This is a genomic window from Microbulbifer echini (assembly GCF_041447225.1).
GTDB lineage: Bacteria > Pseudomonadota > Gammaproteobacteria > Pseudomonadales > Cellvibrionaceae > Microbulbifer > Microbulbifer echini.
This window is the reverse complement of record NZ_JBGMEL010000007.1, coordinates 130,725-147,586: the sequence shown is the minus strand read 5'-3', so window position 1 is coordinate 147,586 and position 16,862 is coordinate 130,725. Positions and strand designations below refer to the sequence as shown.

Here is a 16,862-nt window from a genome sequence, read left to right as displayed (position 1 = left end):
AGTTAGTCCTCCACCCTTTTATATTTTGAATAAAAAGGTTGGCACTCGCTAACCAAAAGTTTGAGGTAGTTTGAACATGGGTGTGCCTACCAACAAGCGCTCCTCTATGACCTTCTTCTCCGATGGTCGCAGCCACTACAGCCACCGCGTGCGTATTGTGCTTGCAGAAAAAGGAGTTTCCGTCGATATCATAGATGTTGATTCTGACGATAAACCAGCCGAGCTCGCTGACCTCAACCCCTACAATTCGCTGCCGACTCTGGTGGACCGCGATTTGGTGTTGTTCGAAACCAAGGTAATGATGGAGTACCTGGACGAGCGCTTCCCTCATCCGCCACTGCTGCCGGTTTATCCGGTTGCTCGCGCACAGAGCCGCCAGATCATGCACCGCATCGAGCGAGATTGGTGCCCTCTGGTCGATAAAATTCTTGCCGGTGGCAAGGATGTGGCTTCGGCTCGTAAAGAGTTGCGCGATAGCTTCGTTGGCATCGCACCGATGTTTACCGAACTGCCGTTCTTCTTTAACGAAGAGTTCTCTCTGGTGGATTGCTGCATGGCACCGCTGTTGTGGCGTCTTGAGCAGTTTGAAATCAGCCTGCCCAAAACCAAGCAGGTTAAGCCGTTGCTGGATTATATGGATCGCCTGTTCGCTCGCGAAGCCTTCCAGCAGAGCCTGACCGAGTACGAGCGGGAAATGCGTTGAGGATACTTTTGTGAGTAAGCCGGCTATGACATCCAATCGCCCCTATATTTTACGGGCATTCTATGAGTGGATAACCGACAACCGGTGCACTCCTTATATTCTTGTGGATACCCACCTATCCGGGGTACTGGTACCCCAACAGCATGTCAACGATGACGGTCAAATTGTACTGAACGTTTCCGAGGGTGCTGTCGCTGGCCTGACGATGGATAACTACGCGATTCGCTTCAATGCGCGTTTTGGCGGGGTACCCACCGATATTCAGGTTCCGGTCGGGGCCGTGGTCGGTATTTACGCGCGTGAAAATGGTCAGGGAATGGTGTTTGAGGCGGAGGAAACTCCAGAGCCACCAGAGCCCACACCACCCACCAGCCTGGGTAAGAAGTCGGTGAAGAAGCCTGCGTTGCGGGTTGTGAAGTAACTTCACTAGAAAAAGGAGGCATTAGGCCTCCTTTTTTTCTTCTGTATCACTGGCCTGAGCCTGTATGTCCAGTTGGGGCCTATATTTCATCCCGTATTGCCTGGACTATTTTTCCTTCTCCTTCTCTCATTAAACTCATACTCTAGCTTTTTCACAGCTAAGCAATGTACCGACTAATTTTTCCTCTCTCAGAAATCTCAATTCAGTGATCGTATTTTGACGCTAATTTTACTTTTAGATTTTTCAGGTGTTGCCTGATACAGCCTGCGGTTTGAACGTTGAAATGCCTAAGTAAGGGGCTGCTGTCATTAAAGGGATTTTCGAGACGCAATGCCGATCAGAGCCACTGAAGGCGCTTCTGTAAAATTAGCTTATCAAATTGAAAGCGCGGACGGCTTTGCTGTGGAGCTGGTAATAAATAGAAAAAAGCCACGGATATTTAATGTCCGTGGCAAAGGGTCGAAGGATGGAGGCCTTCGGGGCTACCTTGGGGGGGTAGCGGGGAGGATTAATTCATGCTGGCAACGGTCGGAGATTCATAGGCTTCGTTTTTGCCCAGTAATACAACTTCTACACGGCGGTTATGCTGTCGGCCTGCGAGAGTATCGTTACTGGCCACGGGGTTCGATTCGCCATAACCTTTAACGCTAATACGGTCGCTTGCAACACCGGAATTGATCAGAACATTTTGGATCGACCGCGCGCGTTTTTTGGATAATTCCAAATTATATGCTTCGCTGCCTAGAGAATCGGTATAACCTTCAATAACCGCTTTGGTATTCTCATGTGCGCTCAAGAAATCAGCTAATTTCTTCACTGTGGGTTTGGCACCGGGTTGCAGCTCGTGGTCGTCAAAGGCGAAGAGTACGTCACCAAGAGTTAGCACATTAGTATCTGCACTTTGTTTGCTTCCCATTTTTTCGAGCTCTTTTTTCAGCATCTTGAGCTCCTGCTGATTCTGGGCCAGCTCTGAATTCTTATCTTGCAGTACTAGACCTGCACGCACCATATCGGCATTTTCAAACTGAGCTTCCATCTTGGCAATATCAACTTCGTATTTTGCAACGCCCAGCATTTTTTGCGCCAAGTAAACTTGATGCTCCATATCGGTTTCATTGCCTTCCTGCCATGCCGTTTTGGCTTCACTCACGCTATCACCCGCAGCTCTGAGCGGCACTGTCGCATGGCGATTAACCAGATCATTACGGCTCATAGCCTGGTACTGATCCTCAACCTCGGCGAGAGGTTTTGGCATTTCTGTGGTGGCACAGCCGCTGACTACTGCAGTGGCGATGCCAAGAGCGATTAACGACTTATTCATGGTCAAATCCTGTATTTTAAATGGCAAATGTGGGCGTAGTTTGCGAAGGGTGATTAGATTAAGAGTCCTGATCGATTGTCTGCTTGAGCTGAATGAGGGTTGCATTCAATTCATAAAGTTTTTGCTTGGTGGATTCGGAGCGGGCCTGTGCGCTGGCGAGCTTGGCATCGGCTGTGGCTTTCTCTGCAAACCTGCGTGCCTTATTAAATTCACTCTTGTCTACAGCAGTCTGTGCCTTTCCCTGGTGCTCTTTTGCCGTAGCCAAGTGTTGAGCGGCAAACTGTTCACTTTTGTCTGCTTCAGCCGTGGAGATATGTATTTTTGCTTCTGCAATCTCATTTGTGGGCATGTTTCCGGTGGCACAGCCTGAAATTGCAGTGACCAGTACCAGACTGCCAAATAGCTTTGTTGACTTCATTTCCTTCTCCTTCTGTAGTGGATAGAGAGTTCGCTAGAGAAGGTACATCCCTGTACCTCTCTGGCTAAATATTTACCGGGTCCTTAAAAAGCGAATTGCAGAGAAGCGGAGGCGACATCAAGTTTTGGTTCGATATCATCTTCAATTTCGAAGCGCTCATACTCTAAACGCAGGTCAAGGTTCTCAAGCAGACCAACTTTTACACCAGCGCCATAGAACCAGTCGCCACCGTCCATATCTTCAGAAACCCCACCGAGTACAGGCAGGTCAGCCTTCACTTCAGCATTCCAGGTAAACCAGCCACCTTTTACATACACAGATGCGCGCTCATGAATGGGAGCAGACAAAATACCGGCGAAGGTAAAACCATCAATTTCAGCATTGGTGTCGAAATCGTTGGCTTCGTCGAAGTTTAAGTAAGCGACTTCGGCACCGAGGTATTCATTCAGTTTGATACCACCAAAAATTTTCACGACTTCAGATTTTTCATCGAATTCCGTTTCTTCGTCATCCCATTTAACGGAGTACTGGCCGTAGCCGCCGCCTACAAAGAACTCTGATTCCGAGCGATCAAAGATGTCCTGTGCCATAGCTTGACCAGTAAGGCCAGTGGTCATTGCAATTGCAGCGATTAGTTTTCCGTAGTTCATGATAGTAATCCTCATGTGAAAATATTTTGTTACTTCTCGGTATTTTCTCTTGGGAGTAAAACCGAATTCAGTTTCGAATCTCTAAGCTGTGAAGCTTGTTGTTGATGGTTGCAACCGGTATGCCAACTTTTTTGCATGGGGAAGAAAAATATTTCAAAAGTGTGTCTAAGCCGCATGGGTGCTGAGTTTTTTTGGGGGCAGGTACTGTTGAGATTTTTTAATATCGGTCAATAACTGATGGCTTCCAGGGGTGTTCTTACGGTGTAGGAATGTTTTTGGTATGTAAAAATTGCAAAGAGTTCTATTTCTGTTTTGTAAAAATTTATACAAAGTGCAATTTGACGTTGGGTATTTAAAAGAACAATGCCCATTTCGCACCTATAAAGAAGGGAGAGATGTCAAAGTAGAAGTTGGCATGCTAACTGCAGGTTCACTAATGAACTTTGCAAACTAGGAGATTCTCATGGCTACAGCAGATAACTCAAAAACAAACTCAAGCCGCGGTAATAAAAGTGCAGTTGGTAAGGATGCGGTGCAGGAAGAGGTTCTTTTATCCGAAATGGCGAGAGAGAAAGCCCACTCGGCGGTAGACAGCGTCTCTGATAAAGCGGCTGCTACGGAAGAAAAGATCCGTGAATCTGCAGCGCAATCATCTGAGTCACTCTCGCAAAAGCAGGAGCAGATCAAGCAGACCGCTAGCCAGACCCGTTCAGACATAGAAGGCTTTGCGAAAAAAAATCCATGGGCTGCTGCGGGTATTGCGTTCGCTACAGGTGCGATTGTCAGCGCACTAATTCGTCGTCGCTAATTTATGTCGGACGTTGAAAATACTCAGCAATGCGACTCCGGGGTAGAGGGCTCTGGCGAAGCGTCGGATTGGCAGCGTCTGGGCGTGAGCGCCCAGGCGCTGCTGTCAGCATTGCAGCAAGTGGCCGGCGGGCGCTTGGCATTGATCGGCGCGCAGTGGCGACTCAGTCTTGTTGCTATCTCGCTGTCACTTGTCATGTTGGTCAGCCTTGGCTGTGTCATCGCATTAAGTTGGTTTGCTATTTCCCTCGGGGCAGGTTTTGCCATTTGGAAATTTCTTGATCACTGGCTCTGGGCACTTTTCGTGGTGCTGTGTATGCAGCTATTGGCCGTATTTTTATTATGGAAGCAAAGTCGACGCCTGTTACAGTTGATTTCCATTGACCTGAATATCTTTGAAAGTGAGGCTTCTGGTGCTGGATCTCCTGCTAAAGAATGAGAAGGCTGCTGTGCGGGCAGCACGCAAAACTGAGCGAGAAGGTCTAGTAAGTGCCAAAGCGGCCCTAGATTCACTTAAGACTTACTCCGCCAAAGTTGCTGTACAGCCAGTCAGTTTGGCGGCCATGGTTGCAGCTGGATTTATTTCGGACAGGGCTTTTGCCGATGTAGGGAAGCAAAGACTTAAAGTCCTGCTTTCAGGGCTCAGTTACAGTGCCCTCGCAGAGTATGGTTTTCAGTTTTGGTCGGACTATGCCGATGAAAAACCCGGTGAAGATAAAACTTCCGGCGAGGCAGAAGCCTCTCAGATTTGACCACTCCCTAAGTCTAATAAAATCTCAGATGCAACTGCATTGTTGTGAGCGAGTGCCGGTCACCTTGAGGGATGGGGCAACTTGCACTTTTAATATTCAAGTACGGCAGATACCCGAGTGAATGCACAAGACAGCCCTGAACAAGAATCAATACAAGCACCTAAAATGAGCAGTGAATCTAGGAGCCATCGTCAGTTTAAGATCCTAGCTACTTGTGCGGTCATCCTGACCGCCCTGGCAATTATCGCAGCCCTTTACCTAGGGCGTACGATTCTTTTGCCTTTTACCCTCGCATGGATGAGTTCGCTGCTGCTCTCACCCCTCGTGCGCTGGACATCTCAAAAGGGCATACCCAACCCTATTTCAGCGGGGTTTTTGGTTCTGTTTGCCGTATCCATGTTATTTCTCGCTGTGCGTTTGCTGGCGGAGCCCGCTAGCGAATGGGTAGAAAGTTGGCCGCAAAAAACGGCAGAGGTACAGGAAAAACTCAATATGGTGCAAAAACCCTTAGTCGATTTGCGTAAGGCGGGTGACGAGGTGGTGAAGCTCGGTAAGTCAAACGATGAAAGTCATGTAACGGTATCGGTAAAGCAGGAAAGCTGGCTGAAAAGTATTGTTACGGATGATATTCCAACTTTGTCTGGTCAGGCGTTAATGATTATTGTTCTGACCTTTTTCCTGCTTTCAAGCCGCGGAAGTATTGCTCGGCACATTGGCCAGTTTGGCCGTGACTTCAGTGGGCGCCGACATCTTATGGGCATTGCTACCCAGGTGAGAAGGCAAATCTCAACCTACCTAAACACGATCGCATTAGTGAACTTGGCATTGGCGATTGTTACGTCACTAGTCTTATGGGCTCTGAACTTTCCCAATCCCTTTCTTTGGGGATGCCTGGCAGGCCTTTTGAATTTTGCCCCCTATGTAGGGCCTTTGATTACTGTTTCTTTGCTCTCAATCGTTGGCTTGGTTTCTTACGATACACTCTGGGCAGGCCTGCTGGCGCCAGCGGCATTTATGGGAATTACAATGCTCGAAGGGCAATTGATCACCCCCTCAGTGGTTGGGCAAAGATTGAAACTATCGCCCATCTCAGTTTTTTTGGCAGTAATTTTTTGGACTTGGATCTGGGGTGTCGGCGGAGCTTTGATGGCAGCGCCAATTCTGGCTTGTCTGAAAATATTTCATGAAAACCTCTTCCCCGCTCCACCAAGAGCTGAATCGAAAGAAGAAGCGTTGAGGCCCTTAGCACTATAGCTGGGCCAGCTTGTTAAGGTCATAGGGTTTGCTGAGGATGCCGTCGAACCCCGATTCAGTGAGCTTATCAGAATTCGGACTTTCGCCTGTGGCGGCGAGTAATCGCCCCGTGTAAGACAGTTTGCGGATTCTTTTGGCAAGCGTGAAACCATCCATATCTGGAAGGTTAATATCCATTAATATCAGATTTGGCTGGTAGGTTGCGAAGAGTTCCAGGGCTGATTGGGCATCGCCACAGGCTTTCGTTTCCCAGCCTAAAGCGATGAGTAGTTGCTGTGTCGCACTGCGCGCATCTTCATCGTCTTCAACCAGAATCAGCTTTTTATTGATTGCAGGGGCTGGCAGGTGCTTAGTAAGAAGATCAAATAACTGATCTGGCTGCACTGGCTTGCCTAAGTGATCGGTACAGCCGGCATCCAGGCAGCGTTGGCGTTCGCCGAGCATCGTCTGAGCTGTGAGCGCAATGACCGGCGTTTCGAACCCTAGCATGCGTAGCTCTTGAGTGGCGGTAAGACCGTCCATAATGGGCATCTGCACATCCATTACGACTAAATCAAAGGGTTTGCCATTATTGCGGGCCGCTAGTAATAGATTGATTGCCTCCTGGCCATTCGCTGCTTGCTGGACGTTACAACCTGCGCTTTCAAGCAAGTGGGCTACCAGTTCGCGAATTTCCCTGAGATCGTCTGTAACCAATACCTGCCCAGACAGGCTTGGGGTCTGGATATGCACCGCAGAAGAGGGTTGCTGAATATCCCAGGTCTGATACTGGTATTGCGCAGGGTGCTTGCACTCTAATGTCAGGGTGAAACAGCTGCCCGATCCCTCCTCGCTGTGCAAAGAGATTTTCCCTCCCAACAGCTGGGCTAACTGCCGGCTGATGGCCAGCCCCAGGCCCGACCCGAGTTCGGAACGGTGGGCACCGCCGTGGGCCTGGACAAAGGGGGTGAACAGTTTTTCCTGTTCGGCGGGAGGGATACCAATGCCGGTATCGATGACACGAAAGCGCAGCTGGCAACTGTGTTCAAGTCGAGTCGCGTCAACTTCGAGGCGGACTTCACCGGTATCGGTAAATTTCACAGCGTTGCTGAGGAAGTTCAGTAGAATCTGTCGCAAGCGGGTTGTATCCGTGATGATCTGCGATGGGAGTTCTGTCTGAATATCAATACTAAAGCGGATCCCCTTATCTTCCGCCTTAATTGCGATTAATTGATAGAGCTCGGCAAGAAAGCCGGGGAGGGCCAGTTCGCTGAATTGCACCTCCAGGCGACCCGCTTCGATTTTGGATAAATCGAGTACATCGTTCAAGAGGCTCAACAAATGATAGCCGTTACGCTTGATAATACTTAAGTGATCGAGCTGTTGCTGGCCCTTGTGATTTTGTAGGAGAAGGTCGGTATAGCCCAATATAGAAGTTAAAGGCGTGCGCAATTCATGGCTCAAATGCGCGAGGAACTCGCTCTTGGATTTGTTCTCGGCTTCCGCTTTGAGGCGCTCCAAGCGCTCCCGCTCCATATCCCTACGTGATACTGCGTAGCGGATAGCCCGACTTAATCGGGCTGCGGTAAGTTGGGTTTTGACCAAATAATCGACTGCGCCTGCAGAGAGGGCTTCGGCATCCAGGGTGCTATCGTCATGGCCTGTGAGCATGATGATAGGGGCATCGAAACCCTGGCGTCGCGCCTCAGCGAGAATCTGCAGGCCAGTAAGTGCACCCAGAGAGTAATCGAGTAGGCATACATCAAAATTATTAGAGGCAAAGTATTTGTGGGCCTCCTCCGGCGAGCGTGCCCACTCGATCTGGTAGCCCTCAGGGTCTATATCCTGAAGAAGATCTTTCGCGATAATAAAATCATCTTCGTCATCTTCTACCAGAAGTAATCTGGTGACGCCCATCTTAAAACTCTACCTTGCTGTTTATCTTATCGAAACTTATATCGGGGAACTACTACTGATAGCTGCGTTGCTTACCAGGGAATTCAACAAATTCGACCCAATAACGCCCCAGTGAGCGCATCAATTCCACCAGGTCTTCAAAAGTTACAGGCTTGGATAGATAGGAGGCCGCGCCAAGGTCGTAGGATTTGAACATGTCCTCTTCGGCCTTGGAGGTTGTGAGAATGACGACTGGAATACGTCGCAAATTGGGGTCTGCTTTTATCGCTGCCAGAGCCTGTCGACCATCCATACGAGGCATATTTAAATCGAGCAGAATCAAGTCGGGCAGATGCTCATTAGCCAGATGTTCAAATTCGCCTTCTCGCTTTAGGTAGGACAGCAACTCGGCACCATCGCTAACGATGGAGAGTTCGCTTTTTACGAGGCTTTCTTCGAGGGCCTCTCGGGTGAGCAATTGATCATCCTTGTCATCGTCCGCGAGGACGATGCTGATGGATTTACTTGCTTGCATAAATTGTTCTCTTAAAGGTTGAGACCTTGCTGTGACTGCGCACTCGTATCGAGCAAGCGAGGTTCAGAATCATTGTATTCCACTTGTACCGGCGGGTTTTCCGGTATCAGCAGTTCAAAGGTTGCCCCTTTACCTGGTGCGCTGGCAGCGTGAATTTCGCCGCAGTGGCGCTCCAGTATTCTTCTACAAATCGCAAGGCCAATACCTGTACCTTCATACTCATTGCGACCATGCAATCGCTGAAAGGCTGAAAACACTTTGTCGACAAACTGCTCGTCAAAGCCAATTCCATTGTCACTAACAGTGATGCGATAGCCTGGTACCTTGGTGTCCACATGGGAAATTTCTGTTTTCTCACATTGGATCCGAATAATTGGCGGGCATTCGGGTTTGATAAATTTAAGCGCATTACCGATCAAGTTGAGAAACAGTTGGGCCATCTGCGTCGGATCAGCAAGGATCGTCGGTAGAGGCTGAACGTCAATTTGTGCGTTGGTTTCTTCGCGCTTAATTTGTAGGTCATCCAGTACTTCTTCGACCACAAGATTGAGGTCGACTGTCTCAAAAGGTGTCGTTCGTGTAGAAACACGGGAGAAGGCGAGCAGATCTTCAATCAGCTTGGACATTCTTTTTGCAGCACTTTGCATACGCTCCACATAGTCCTTGCCGTCGCCTAGTTTTTCGCTATACCGAGCCGTTAGCCGGTCGCCAAATGCACGAATCTTGCGCAGCGGCTCTTGCAGGTCATGGGAGGCGACAAAAGCAAAGTTTTGCAGCTCGCGGTTACTGCGTGTTAATTCCTGTGAGTACAATTCCAATTCCTGGGTTCGCTCCGTGACCCTCAGTTCCAGAAGTTGTGCATATTCGTTTTGTTGCCGCATCGACCGGTTGGTAAGCATGGCGATGACCAAAATTAAGCCTATACCCAGGCAGTTGGCGAATAAAACGGCACGCGTAACCTCTCGGCGTCGGAGGGCGGAATCATCCATTAGCGATTGAATGTGCTGGAATTCTTCCTCTTCGATGGTGCTGATAAACTGTGAGAGCATCTCCAGAGTCTTGTGGCTAGCCTCCATCGTTCGCGCAAGACTTTTCACTTCGCGCTTATCTTGGGCGGCGTTAAAATCTGTTACAAGCTGTGAGCTTTGGTTGCTATCAGCAGGCGTCGTCACGGTGTCAATTGCTCGGTAATGACTGCTTAGCAGCCGCTCGAGTTCGTCAAAACGAAATGCCGACTTGGGGATTTTGGTATTTTGAGCTTGCAGTTCGTTGACCAGTTCTGAGGCGTGAGCAACTGCGGCCTCATACTTGGTAAAGTTTGCAGCATTTTCGTTTTGTTTGAATTCACGCAACTGGAGTTCGGCGGTATGCACGGCAAAATAAGTATCGCTGGCCAGCTGAAGGATATCTTTAATCTCACCGGAGCGTGCCGCATTTTCCCCGAGCTCATTCAGGTTGCGGTAGGTATAATAGCTGTTTGCTGCAAAAAGGAGGCATAGTCCCAGGATCAAAGCCGACCAGAAATAACGCAGCTTGGACGGTTTGCTATCCATGATCATGCGGCTCACTATCCAGTACCTCTGCGCAGCTTCGACAGCTTTCGGTGACTTTTTCCAGGCTGACCAGGATTTTTTCAGCAGGCGCTTGCTGGCTTATCTGCAGTTTGGCCAGCTCCGCATTCATGGCAATGTTGTTCATCAAATTACGCAGCTTGTGATGAATATCTTGTTTGGTCATGACTCACTCTGCTTGTACTGATTGAGACGGTTGTAAAGCGTTTTTAAGCTAATCCCAAGCATATCGGCGGCTTGCTTCTTATTGCCATCTACCGCTTCTAAGGTATTCGCGATCAAGCGTTTTTCCATGGCCTCGATGGTCGTGCCCGCCTGTAGATTACTGGAAGAGTCTGAGCTCTGTGTCTGTTCCGTAGTTGTGGCGGAACGCCCAAAAGGAGAGCCCAGTTGTGGAGGGAGACTGAGGGTATTCTGATTGCGGTCAGACAGAATAAATGCGCGGTGTAAGGTATGGCGCAATTCTCGCACGTTGCCTGGCCAGTCGTAACTCTGCAACGACGCCAATATTTTGTCATCCAGAGCGTAGGCGGTTGCGTACTCTTCGTTCATCTGATCGATAAATGACTGGGCCAGTAGGGGGATGTCTTGTTTTCGATCCCTCAAGGGTGGCAGCTGCAAAGGGAACACCGCGAGGCGAAAATAGATATCCTCACGTAGATGGCCGCCATCGGCAATATTTTCATTGCTGCGGTTGGTTGCGGATACTACCCGGCAGGAGACATCTAACTCTGTGGTACCCCCCAGCCTGGTTACCTTACCGGTCTCGAGCACCCTCAGTAGGTTAGGTTGCTGATCGATCGGCATTTCAGTCACTTCATCTAGGAAGAGGGTGCCTTCATTGGCGCGCTCGAACAGGCCGGGCTTACGCGCTACCGCACCGGTAAAAGCTCCCTTTTCGTGACCAAATAATTCGCTACCGATCAACTCCGCGGAGATGGCCCCGCAGTTGGCTGCTACGAGAGGGCCTTGTGCGGCAGAAGCATTGTGGATTGCCTGGGCGACCAGCTCCTTACCTGTACCACTTTCTCCCTGGATCAGCACATTGGCTTGGGTTTGCGCAACTTTGCCGATCATATCGTAAAGAGCTTGCATGGCTGGAGACTCACCGACTAAAACACCAAAATGCCGTTCATACGTTGCCGGTGCCGATTCCCTTTTCCGCAGTAGCAAATCTTGCAGCTGCTGGATTTCAATCGGTTTAACCAGATAGGTCATGTTCGGACCGGCCAGGTGATCCACCATGGATCTGATGGCGCTATGCCCAGTGACAAAAGCGACTTTATCGGGGGTTCGATCGAGGGGGAGGGCGTCCAACACATCAAAGCCGCTGCCTTCAGGAAGCATTAGGTCAAGCAAAAGCGTGTGGTAGCGATTGCGGGCCAAGTAACTGCGGGCTTCGCTTACCCTGTCAGCCACATCTACCGCAAATCCCATATTTTCAATTAGGGGGGAAACTGCGCTCGAGAAATCTTTGTCGTCATCTACCAATAATACCCGTTGCAAAGTCCCAACTCCTATCGATTAGGGATTAAATAAAGGCAACGTAGTTTGCGGTGATTGCAGAGCGTGCCGCAAGCAGTTGATACAAAAAATCGTCATCTTGAGAGGAATGTCTAGATTGGGATGAAATTTACGAACTCAACCCCTGGGCTCGAAGTTTTATTTAAAGCGAGTTTTTGGATTTCTGATCGGATTGGGCTTGTATTCTGAGACTTTGCGGTGAAGCACTACAGTGCCAACAATGACATGTCTTGGCGGTTAAGCGAAAACCTGAGGGAGGGGTGCTGGAAGGATTGCGGGGCTGCCGACAGCGATAGCTTGTCGGCGAGCGCCACTTAGACCAATCGATTAGCAGTTGGTATCTTTAGCTTGCACGCCTTCTTTTACTTCTTCACAGGCGTCCTCAACACTGTTGCCAATTTTATCGGCTGTCTGATCTACAGACTCACCCAGCTCCTCAGCAGGGCCTTCGTTAATATCGCAAGCGGCCAGGGCAAAAACGGAGAGCATGATTGAAAAAATCAGGGTCAACTTGGTCATTTTGTAAGTCCTCATTCTTAGTAGTTACATTTCAACTTTATTGCTAGAAAACTATTCTGTAAAAAATCAATTTTCTGCATTTACATAAAATGTTATTCAAGGAGTGTGCCAACTTTGTGGGATGCAGTGATTCTGCGCGGTTGCGCTGGATTCTCTCGTTTTGGCTGTGGGTAATAGTTGCCCATACTGTAAAAATTGGCTGGCAATTGGGCTTGAAATTGTAATAGCTACAAAAAACCTTCGAAATTTAGCAAAAATACTTGGAAATTCGTTGGCATGGGGATTGCAGATTACCCATTGTCAAAGGAGGGCGGTGCTGAATCTGCTCACTAAAACACAGGAACGCTCAATTTTATAAAAGTTGAGTGGAGTGTTTTACCAGTTGAGGTCATAAATTTATTGTTTGCTAGAAAGAGAGTAGAGGTCTCCTATGCTCATTTGGGCTAATACCTTTTTAGTGCTGTCAATTATTGCCGGGATTATAGGTTTCTCTGGCTTTGCCAGCGGCTCTCTTGATTTTGCGAAGGTGCTGTTTGCGGTATTTGCGTTACTGTATCTAATTTCGCTGGCAGCACATTTTATGACGAAGCGTGAACCCCCGGCCGATTAACTCGTTTTTGCCAGTATTAAAAAGAAGGAAGAAACATGGATATTCAAGTAGGTGGCATATTAGGTTTTCTGATTTTGGTTGCTGATATTTGGGCCATTTTAAATATTGTGCAGTCGGGGAGTAGTACGGGATCGAAGTTGATCTGGATTCTACTCGTCTTGTTTTTGCCGGTGATCGGTTTGATTTTATGGTTCCTTTTGGGCCCCAAGAGTGCCAGGGCTTAATTTTAGAGGCTTTTGGTAGTTTTTTCAGAAGGTTTTGATGGACCTTATTGCTGCGTCGCAGCTCTTTCTAGAGCTGCGACGCTTTTCATCCTCTAATCGCCGTGGCATCTCCCTAGGTATTTGGGCGTATATTCATCCTCGGAGTGGCGAGGTATCGGCCCTGATCTACCCCGCAGTTAAGATGATGACAAGGCTTCCGGGTGGCAGCCAGAGCCCATAGGCATTCGCCTGCAGAGCCTACCTGCCTGTGTGCCCAGGCTTGATATAAGTCAACCTGATTTGAAAGTGGCGCTTAATTTCTTATTCGCATTGGTTAATTCCGCGCCGGCCCCCGATACTGCAAAGCAGGGTATAAAAGGGAGCATTAGCGTGCGGTTACTCAGTCACACAATTGGTATTCTGACCAATCCGGAAAAAGAGTGGAAAGCTATACGGGCGGATCGTCACTCTTTCTTCCAGGTTTTCCTGACCCATGTGCCATTTTTGGCGTTGATACCCACAGTCGCCGGTTATTTTGGCGTGACCCGTGTAGGTTTTGAGGTGGGCGGTCACTTGGCAAGGTTGACCCCAGGGAGCGCAGCGGTTTTGTCTATCGTTACCTACTTTGCGCTATTGGTTGGCGTTTATTGCCTGGGCGAGTTTATTAACTGGATGGCAAGATCTTACGGGGTGGAGGGCGATGAGCCCACTAGGCATTATGAGGGTACAGCGCTTGCAGTATTTATTAGTACGCCAATTTTTCTCGCCAGCATCGTGGTGTTGTTTCCCCATCCCTGGCTGACCATGGCCTCAGTGGGGATTGCCGGAATGTACTCTATTTACCTGGTGTTTGCTGGCATTCCGATTTTAATGAATATGAATAAGGACCGGGCATTTCTCTATGCTTGTGCGGTATTGACCGTCGCCTTGGTCATGATGGTGACGGTACTTATTACCTCTGTAATTTTGTGGAGTGTGGGTATAGGCCCCATTTACCAGCACCATATTCACTAAGGCATTTGATGCGTGATTTCACCGCTGGTTATTTCACCGGCAGCAAAGGCGGCATAGGGCAGTCCAGGCTGTCGGCCACCGCGCGCAACAATTCAATTTCCTCCGCTTTAATAACGCCATTGTGGTTCAGGGTATGAACCATAGCCTTCAGGAGCGCGGGCTTTTCCAGCGGCTTCATTTGACCGGCTATTGCGATGGCTTTATCGAGGTGCTGCAGGCCGATGTCTTTGCGGCTCGGTAGTGGCGTTACATCTAGGGATAAAAACTTTAGGCCCTGTTCGTAGGCGCGCTTCGCCGGCAGGTACTGGTTGTTGCCCGCGTGAGCGATAGCGGCGAGAAGAAAGCGGGAGGCATCCTTGCTGGCCCCTTTTTTATTGGAAAGGCGCTGTCGATCGGGCGTTTGTTCCAGAGCGTGCATTAGTACTCGGTACAGTGCCCACTCCCAGGTCTCAATAATTTCATCACTGCGCAAGAGCTTGATCAGGTTTCTTTTGAATATTTGATACTGCTGAGGAACCAGCGCTTTGAGCGCAGGGATACAGAGATCCAACAGTGGCAGGCGAGCATCGTCGGGCAGGGCCTTTATTTGCGGTGCCAGCTTGTCCATTTCCCGCACAACGGCAGGGTGGGCAATTTTTTTCAGAAGTGCCATTTGGGCCCGCTGCTTAGGCGCTTGGTTGTGTAATAACAAGTGATAAACCAAGGCGCGCGCAATAAAGGGGTCATGTGCGGCTTGCTGGAGACTGACCGGGATGGATTGCAATAGCTGACGGCCGTATTGCACCTGTTGTTCACTGGGGTTTGCAATACTGTTGTCCACCGCATCCAGAGCCATTTGAAATGAGGCAGTCCCTGCGATACCTGCCGCCTGTGGCCGGTTCGATTCTCTCCCCTGAAGTTGTGGGGTTGGGCTGGCGCCGCTGGGGTACTGGCCGTTCCAGGTGGGGTCGAGCCGCAAAATGCGCTCGGTTAACGGGGGGTGCGTGGAAAAGAGGTTGAAAATCGAGCGCTTTAGACCGCTGGCGAAAAACATATGGCTGAATTCCGCTGCTCTGCCGTTACTCAGATTGGAACCGGCGCTGCTGCCACCAATTTTTTTCAGTGCGCCGGCGATGCCCGAATTGTTACGGGTGAATTGCACGGCCGAGGCATCGGCGAGAAACTCCCGCTGGCGGCTCACGGCGGATTTGATCAGGTTGCCCAGCAGTGTCCCGGTGTAACCCACTCCTATCAAGGCGACGCCGAGTCCAAATAAAACGGCGCGTCCGCGATTGTTGCGGTTCGGATAGATACCGCGCACCAGCCAGTGACCGAGCAGGCCGATGATCAATATCCCATTTAACCAACCAACGATACGAATGTTCAGGCGTGTATCGCCATTGAGGATGTGGCTAAATTCATGGGCCACTACGCCTTGCAGCTCATCTCGGTTGAGCCTCTCGATACAGCCTCGGGTGAGACCGATTACCGCGTCGGAGGGCTTGTAGCCCGCGGCGAAGGCGTTGATGGCCTGATCTTCGATCAGGTAGACATCCGGCACCGGGGTGCCCGAAGCGATCGCCATTTCCTCTACCACATTCAGAGCGCGCTGCTCCGCGGGACTCTGTGGGGCAATATTGAGTTTGCGCCCGCCGAGCGATTCCGCCACAGCAATGCCACCAGTGTCGAGCTGGTGCAGTTTGTACAGGCTGCCCAGGCCTACAATGATGGTAATGGTGAGGGCGATGGAGCCTACCGTTTGCCAGCCCAGCAGTTGCTCAATGTCCAGCGGAGAAAAAAACTGGCCGCGGGAGTAAGCCACAGCGGCAGCGGCGATCAGGGTGGTCAACCCAATCAGCAAGACTACCGCCAGAGAAAATAGAGCGATTAACAAGCCGCTGTTCCGCCTCGCTCTATCCTGGTACTCAAAGAAATTCATGGCTTAAAACTCTATTCGCGGGGCTACCTGGATGGCTTCGGTGTCGGCAAACTCGAGCAGGCGGCCGTCGGTGCGGTGACCGAAGAATCCCGCGAGCAGAACCGGGGGAAAGCTCTGTTTGTAAATGTTGTAACTGGTGATGGCGTCGTTGAAAGCCTGGCGGGCAAAGGCAACCTTGTTCTCGGTGCTGCTCAGCTCCTCGCTCAGCTGCATCATGTTTTGATTAGCCTTGAGGTCCGGGTAGGCTTCTATAACAGCACTGAAGCGACCCAATGCACTATTCAGAGCACTTTCGGCGCGACCGAGACTTTCTATTGCGCCGGCATTGGAGGGGCTGGCCGCCGCGGCTTTTAGGTCGCTGATGGCCGTGTTGCGCGCGCTGACCACGGCTTCCAAGGTGTCCCTTTCGTGCTTCAAATAACCCCTGGCAGTTTCAACCAGATTGGGAATCAGGTCGTGACGGCGCTTTAGTTGCACTTCAATTTGCGCAAAGGCATTTTCATTGCGGTTTTTCAGAGAGACCAATCGGTTGTAGATGCCGACTCCGTAAAACAGTAGCGCGGCCAAAACAACCAACACGACGATACTCGAAATCTCCATATACTCTCTCGCCACTTTCTCATGTGATTGGCGTCGATAGTAACACGGCCCTTGCTTCAATTGAGATGCACCACTGCGCGACCCTGGCGAAGCGGAGGGTCGCTTCGGCTATAATGGCGCGACATTAAAAACAATTGCCGCCACAACAATGATGGCGGCGCAGAATT

20 protein-coding genes are annotated in these 16,862 nt (G+C 50.0%); 9 read left to right on the top strand and 11 right to left on the bottom strand.

Going from position 1 to position 16,862, the window contains the following annotated elements; translation table 11 throughout:
* The first annotated feature begins 76 nt into the window (after window positions 1-76).
* Together ACCI51_RS08965 and ACCI51_RS08960 are read left to right on the top strand one after the other, a co-directional pair.
* Window positions 77-703 carry a glutathione S-transferase N-terminal domain-containing protein gene (locus tag ACCI51_RS08965; RefSeq protein ID WP_299582589.1) on the top strand — a complete coding sequence of 209 codons (627 nt, stop codon included), beginning with the start codon at window positions 77-79 and terminating at the stop codon, window positions 701-703.
* A 25-nt stretch (window positions 704-728) separates the two neighbouring features.
* A complete protein-coding gene (locus tag ACCI51_RS08960; protein ID WP_299582765.1) occupies window positions 729-1,124 on the top strand; it encodes a ClpXP protease specificity-enhancing factor in 396 nt (131 codons plus the stop codon).
* 508 nt (window positions 1,125-1,632) lie between these two features.
* Here the strand turns inward: ACCI51_RS08960 and ACCI51_RS08955 are convergent.
* The 3 genes from ACCI51_RS08955 to ACCI51_RS08945 form a co-directional block, all read right to left on the bottom strand.
* The gene (locus ACCI51_RS08955; protein WP_371843337.1) at window positions 1,633-2,445 is read right to left on the bottom strand and encodes an OmpA family protein; all 813 of its coding nucleotides are present in this window, start codon (window positions 2,443-2,445) and stop codon (window positions 1,633-1,635) included.
* Between the two features lie 58 nt (window positions 2,446-2,503).
* Entirely contained in the window at window positions 2,504-2,863 is a 360-nt protein-coding gene (locus ACCI51_RS08950) for a DUF4398 domain-containing protein (protein WP_371843336.1), read from the bottom strand.
* Window positions 2,864-2,946: 83 nt separating this feature from the next.
* Window positions 2,947-3,513, bottom strand: coding sequence for a porin family protein (locus ACCI51_RS08945; protein WP_299582598.1), 567 nt, complete (start codon window positions 3,511-3,513; stop codon window positions 2,947-2,949).
* Window positions 3,514-3,976: 463 nt separating this feature from the next.
* Between ACCI51_RS08945 and ACCI51_RS08940 the strand changes: the two genes are divergently transcribed.
* The 4 genes from ACCI51_RS08940 to ACCI51_RS08925 all read left to right on the top strand — a co-directional run bounded on the left by ACCI51_RS08940 (window position 3,977) and on the right by ACCI51_RS08925 (window position 6,326).
* Window positions 3,977-4,321: a DUF883 family protein gene (locus ACCI51_RS08940; protein WP_371843335.1), complete on the top strand. Its 345-nt coding sequence runs from the start codon at window positions 3,977-3,979 to the stop codon at window positions 4,319-4,321.
* Window positions 4,322-4,324: 3 nt separating this feature from the next.
* Entirely contained in the window at window positions 4,325-4,759 is a 435-nt protein-coding gene (locus tag ACCI51_RS08935) for a hypothetical protein (protein ID WP_299582604.1), read from the top strand.
* Window positions 4,734-5,072: a hypothetical protein gene (locus tag ACCI51_RS08930; protein ID WP_299582607.1), complete on the top strand. Its 339-nt coding sequence runs from the start codon at window positions 4,734-4,736 to the stop codon at window positions 5,070-5,072. Before ACCI51_RS08935 ends, ACCI51_RS08930 begins: the two co-directional genes overlap by 26 nt.
* 117 nt (window positions 5,073-5,189) lie before the next feature.
* Window positions 5,190-6,326, top strand: a complete 1,137-nt coding sequence (locus ACCI51_RS08925; protein WP_299582610.1) for an AI-2E family transporter — start codon at window positions 5,190-5,192, stop codon at window positions 6,324-6,326.
* Here ACCI51_RS08925 and ACCI51_RS08920 read toward each other — a convergent pair.
* From ACCI51_RS08920 to ACCI51_RS08895, 6 genes are all read right to left on the bottom strand, one after another.
* Complete coding sequence (locus ACCI51_RS08920) at window positions 6,321-8,222, bottom strand: response regulator (protein WP_371843334.1); 1,902 nt, start codon at window positions 8,220-8,222, stop codon at window positions 6,321-6,323. The genes ACCI51_RS08925 and ACCI51_RS08920 overlap by 6 nt on opposite strands.
* A gap of 52 nt (window positions 8,223-8,274) precedes the next feature.
* Window positions 8,275-8,736, bottom strand: a complete 462-nt coding sequence (locus ACCI51_RS08915; RefSeq protein ID WP_299582616.1) for a response regulator — start codon at window positions 8,734-8,736, stop codon at window positions 8,275-8,277.
* An 11-nt stretch (window positions 8,737-8,747) separates the two neighbouring features.
* Window positions 8,748-10,295 (bottom strand): sensor histidine kinase, encoded by a 1,548-nt coding sequence (locus tag ACCI51_RS08910; RefSeq protein WP_371843333.1) that lies wholly within the window; start codon window positions 10,293-10,295, stop codon window positions 8,748-8,750.
* A complete protein-coding gene (locus ACCI51_RS08905) occupies window positions 10,282-10,473 on the bottom strand; it encodes a hypothetical protein (RefSeq protein WP_299582619.1) in 192 nt (63 codons plus the stop codon). Before ACCI51_RS08905 ends, ACCI51_RS08910 begins: the two co-directional genes overlap by 14 nt.
* Window positions 10,470-11,813, bottom strand: coding sequence for a sigma-54-dependent transcriptional regulator (locus ACCI51_RS08900; RefSeq protein WP_371843332.1), 1,344 nt, complete (start codon window positions 11,811-11,813; stop codon window positions 10,470-10,472). The genes ACCI51_RS08905 and ACCI51_RS08900 overlap by 4 nt, the downstream gene beginning before the upstream one ends.
* Before the next feature lie 345 nt (window positions 11,814-12,158).
* Entirely contained in the window at window positions 12,159-12,350 is a 192-nt protein-coding gene (locus tag ACCI51_RS08895; protein ID WP_299582625.1) for a hypothetical protein, read from the bottom strand.
* A 430-nt stretch (window positions 12,351-12,780) separates the two neighbouring features.
* Between ACCI51_RS08895 and ACCI51_RS08890 the strand changes: the two genes are divergently transcribed.
* From ACCI51_RS08890 to ACCI51_RS08880, 3 genes are all read left to right on the top strand, one after another.
* A complete protein-coding gene (locus tag ACCI51_RS08890; RefSeq protein ID WP_371843331.1) occupies window positions 12,781-12,960 on the top strand; it encodes a DUF1328 domain-containing protein in 180 nt (59 codons plus the stop codon).
* Window positions 12,961-12,995: 35 nt separating this feature from the next.
* Window positions 12,996-13,184 (top strand): PLDc N-terminal domain-containing protein, encoded by a 189-nt coding sequence (locus tag ACCI51_RS08885; RefSeq protein WP_299582631.1) that lies wholly within the window; start codon window positions 12,996-12,998, stop codon window positions 13,182-13,184.
* 369 nt (window positions 13,185-13,553) lie between these two features.
* Window positions 13,554-14,177: a Yip1 family protein gene (locus ACCI51_RS08880; RefSeq protein WP_299582634.1), complete on the top strand. Its 624-nt coding sequence runs from the start codon at window positions 13,554-13,556 to the stop codon at window positions 14,175-14,177.
* 28 nt (window positions 14,178-14,205) lie between these two features.
* Here ACCI51_RS08880 and ACCI51_RS08875 read toward each other — a convergent pair whose 3' ends face one another.
* Both ACCI51_RS08875 and ACCI51_RS08870 read right to left on the bottom strand, forming a co-directional pair.
* Window positions 14,206-16,095 carry a M48 family metallopeptidase gene (locus tag ACCI51_RS08875; protein WP_371843330.1) on the bottom strand — a complete coding sequence of 630 codons (1,890 nt, stop codon included), beginning with the start codon at window positions 16,093-16,095 and terminating at the stop codon, window positions 14,206-14,208.
* Between the two features lie 3 nt (window positions 16,096-16,098).
* Entirely contained in the window at window positions 16,099-16,695 is a 597-nt protein-coding gene (locus ACCI51_RS08870; protein ID WP_371843329.1) for a LemA family protein, read from the bottom strand.
* Window positions 16,696-16,862 lie beyond the last annotated feature (167 nt).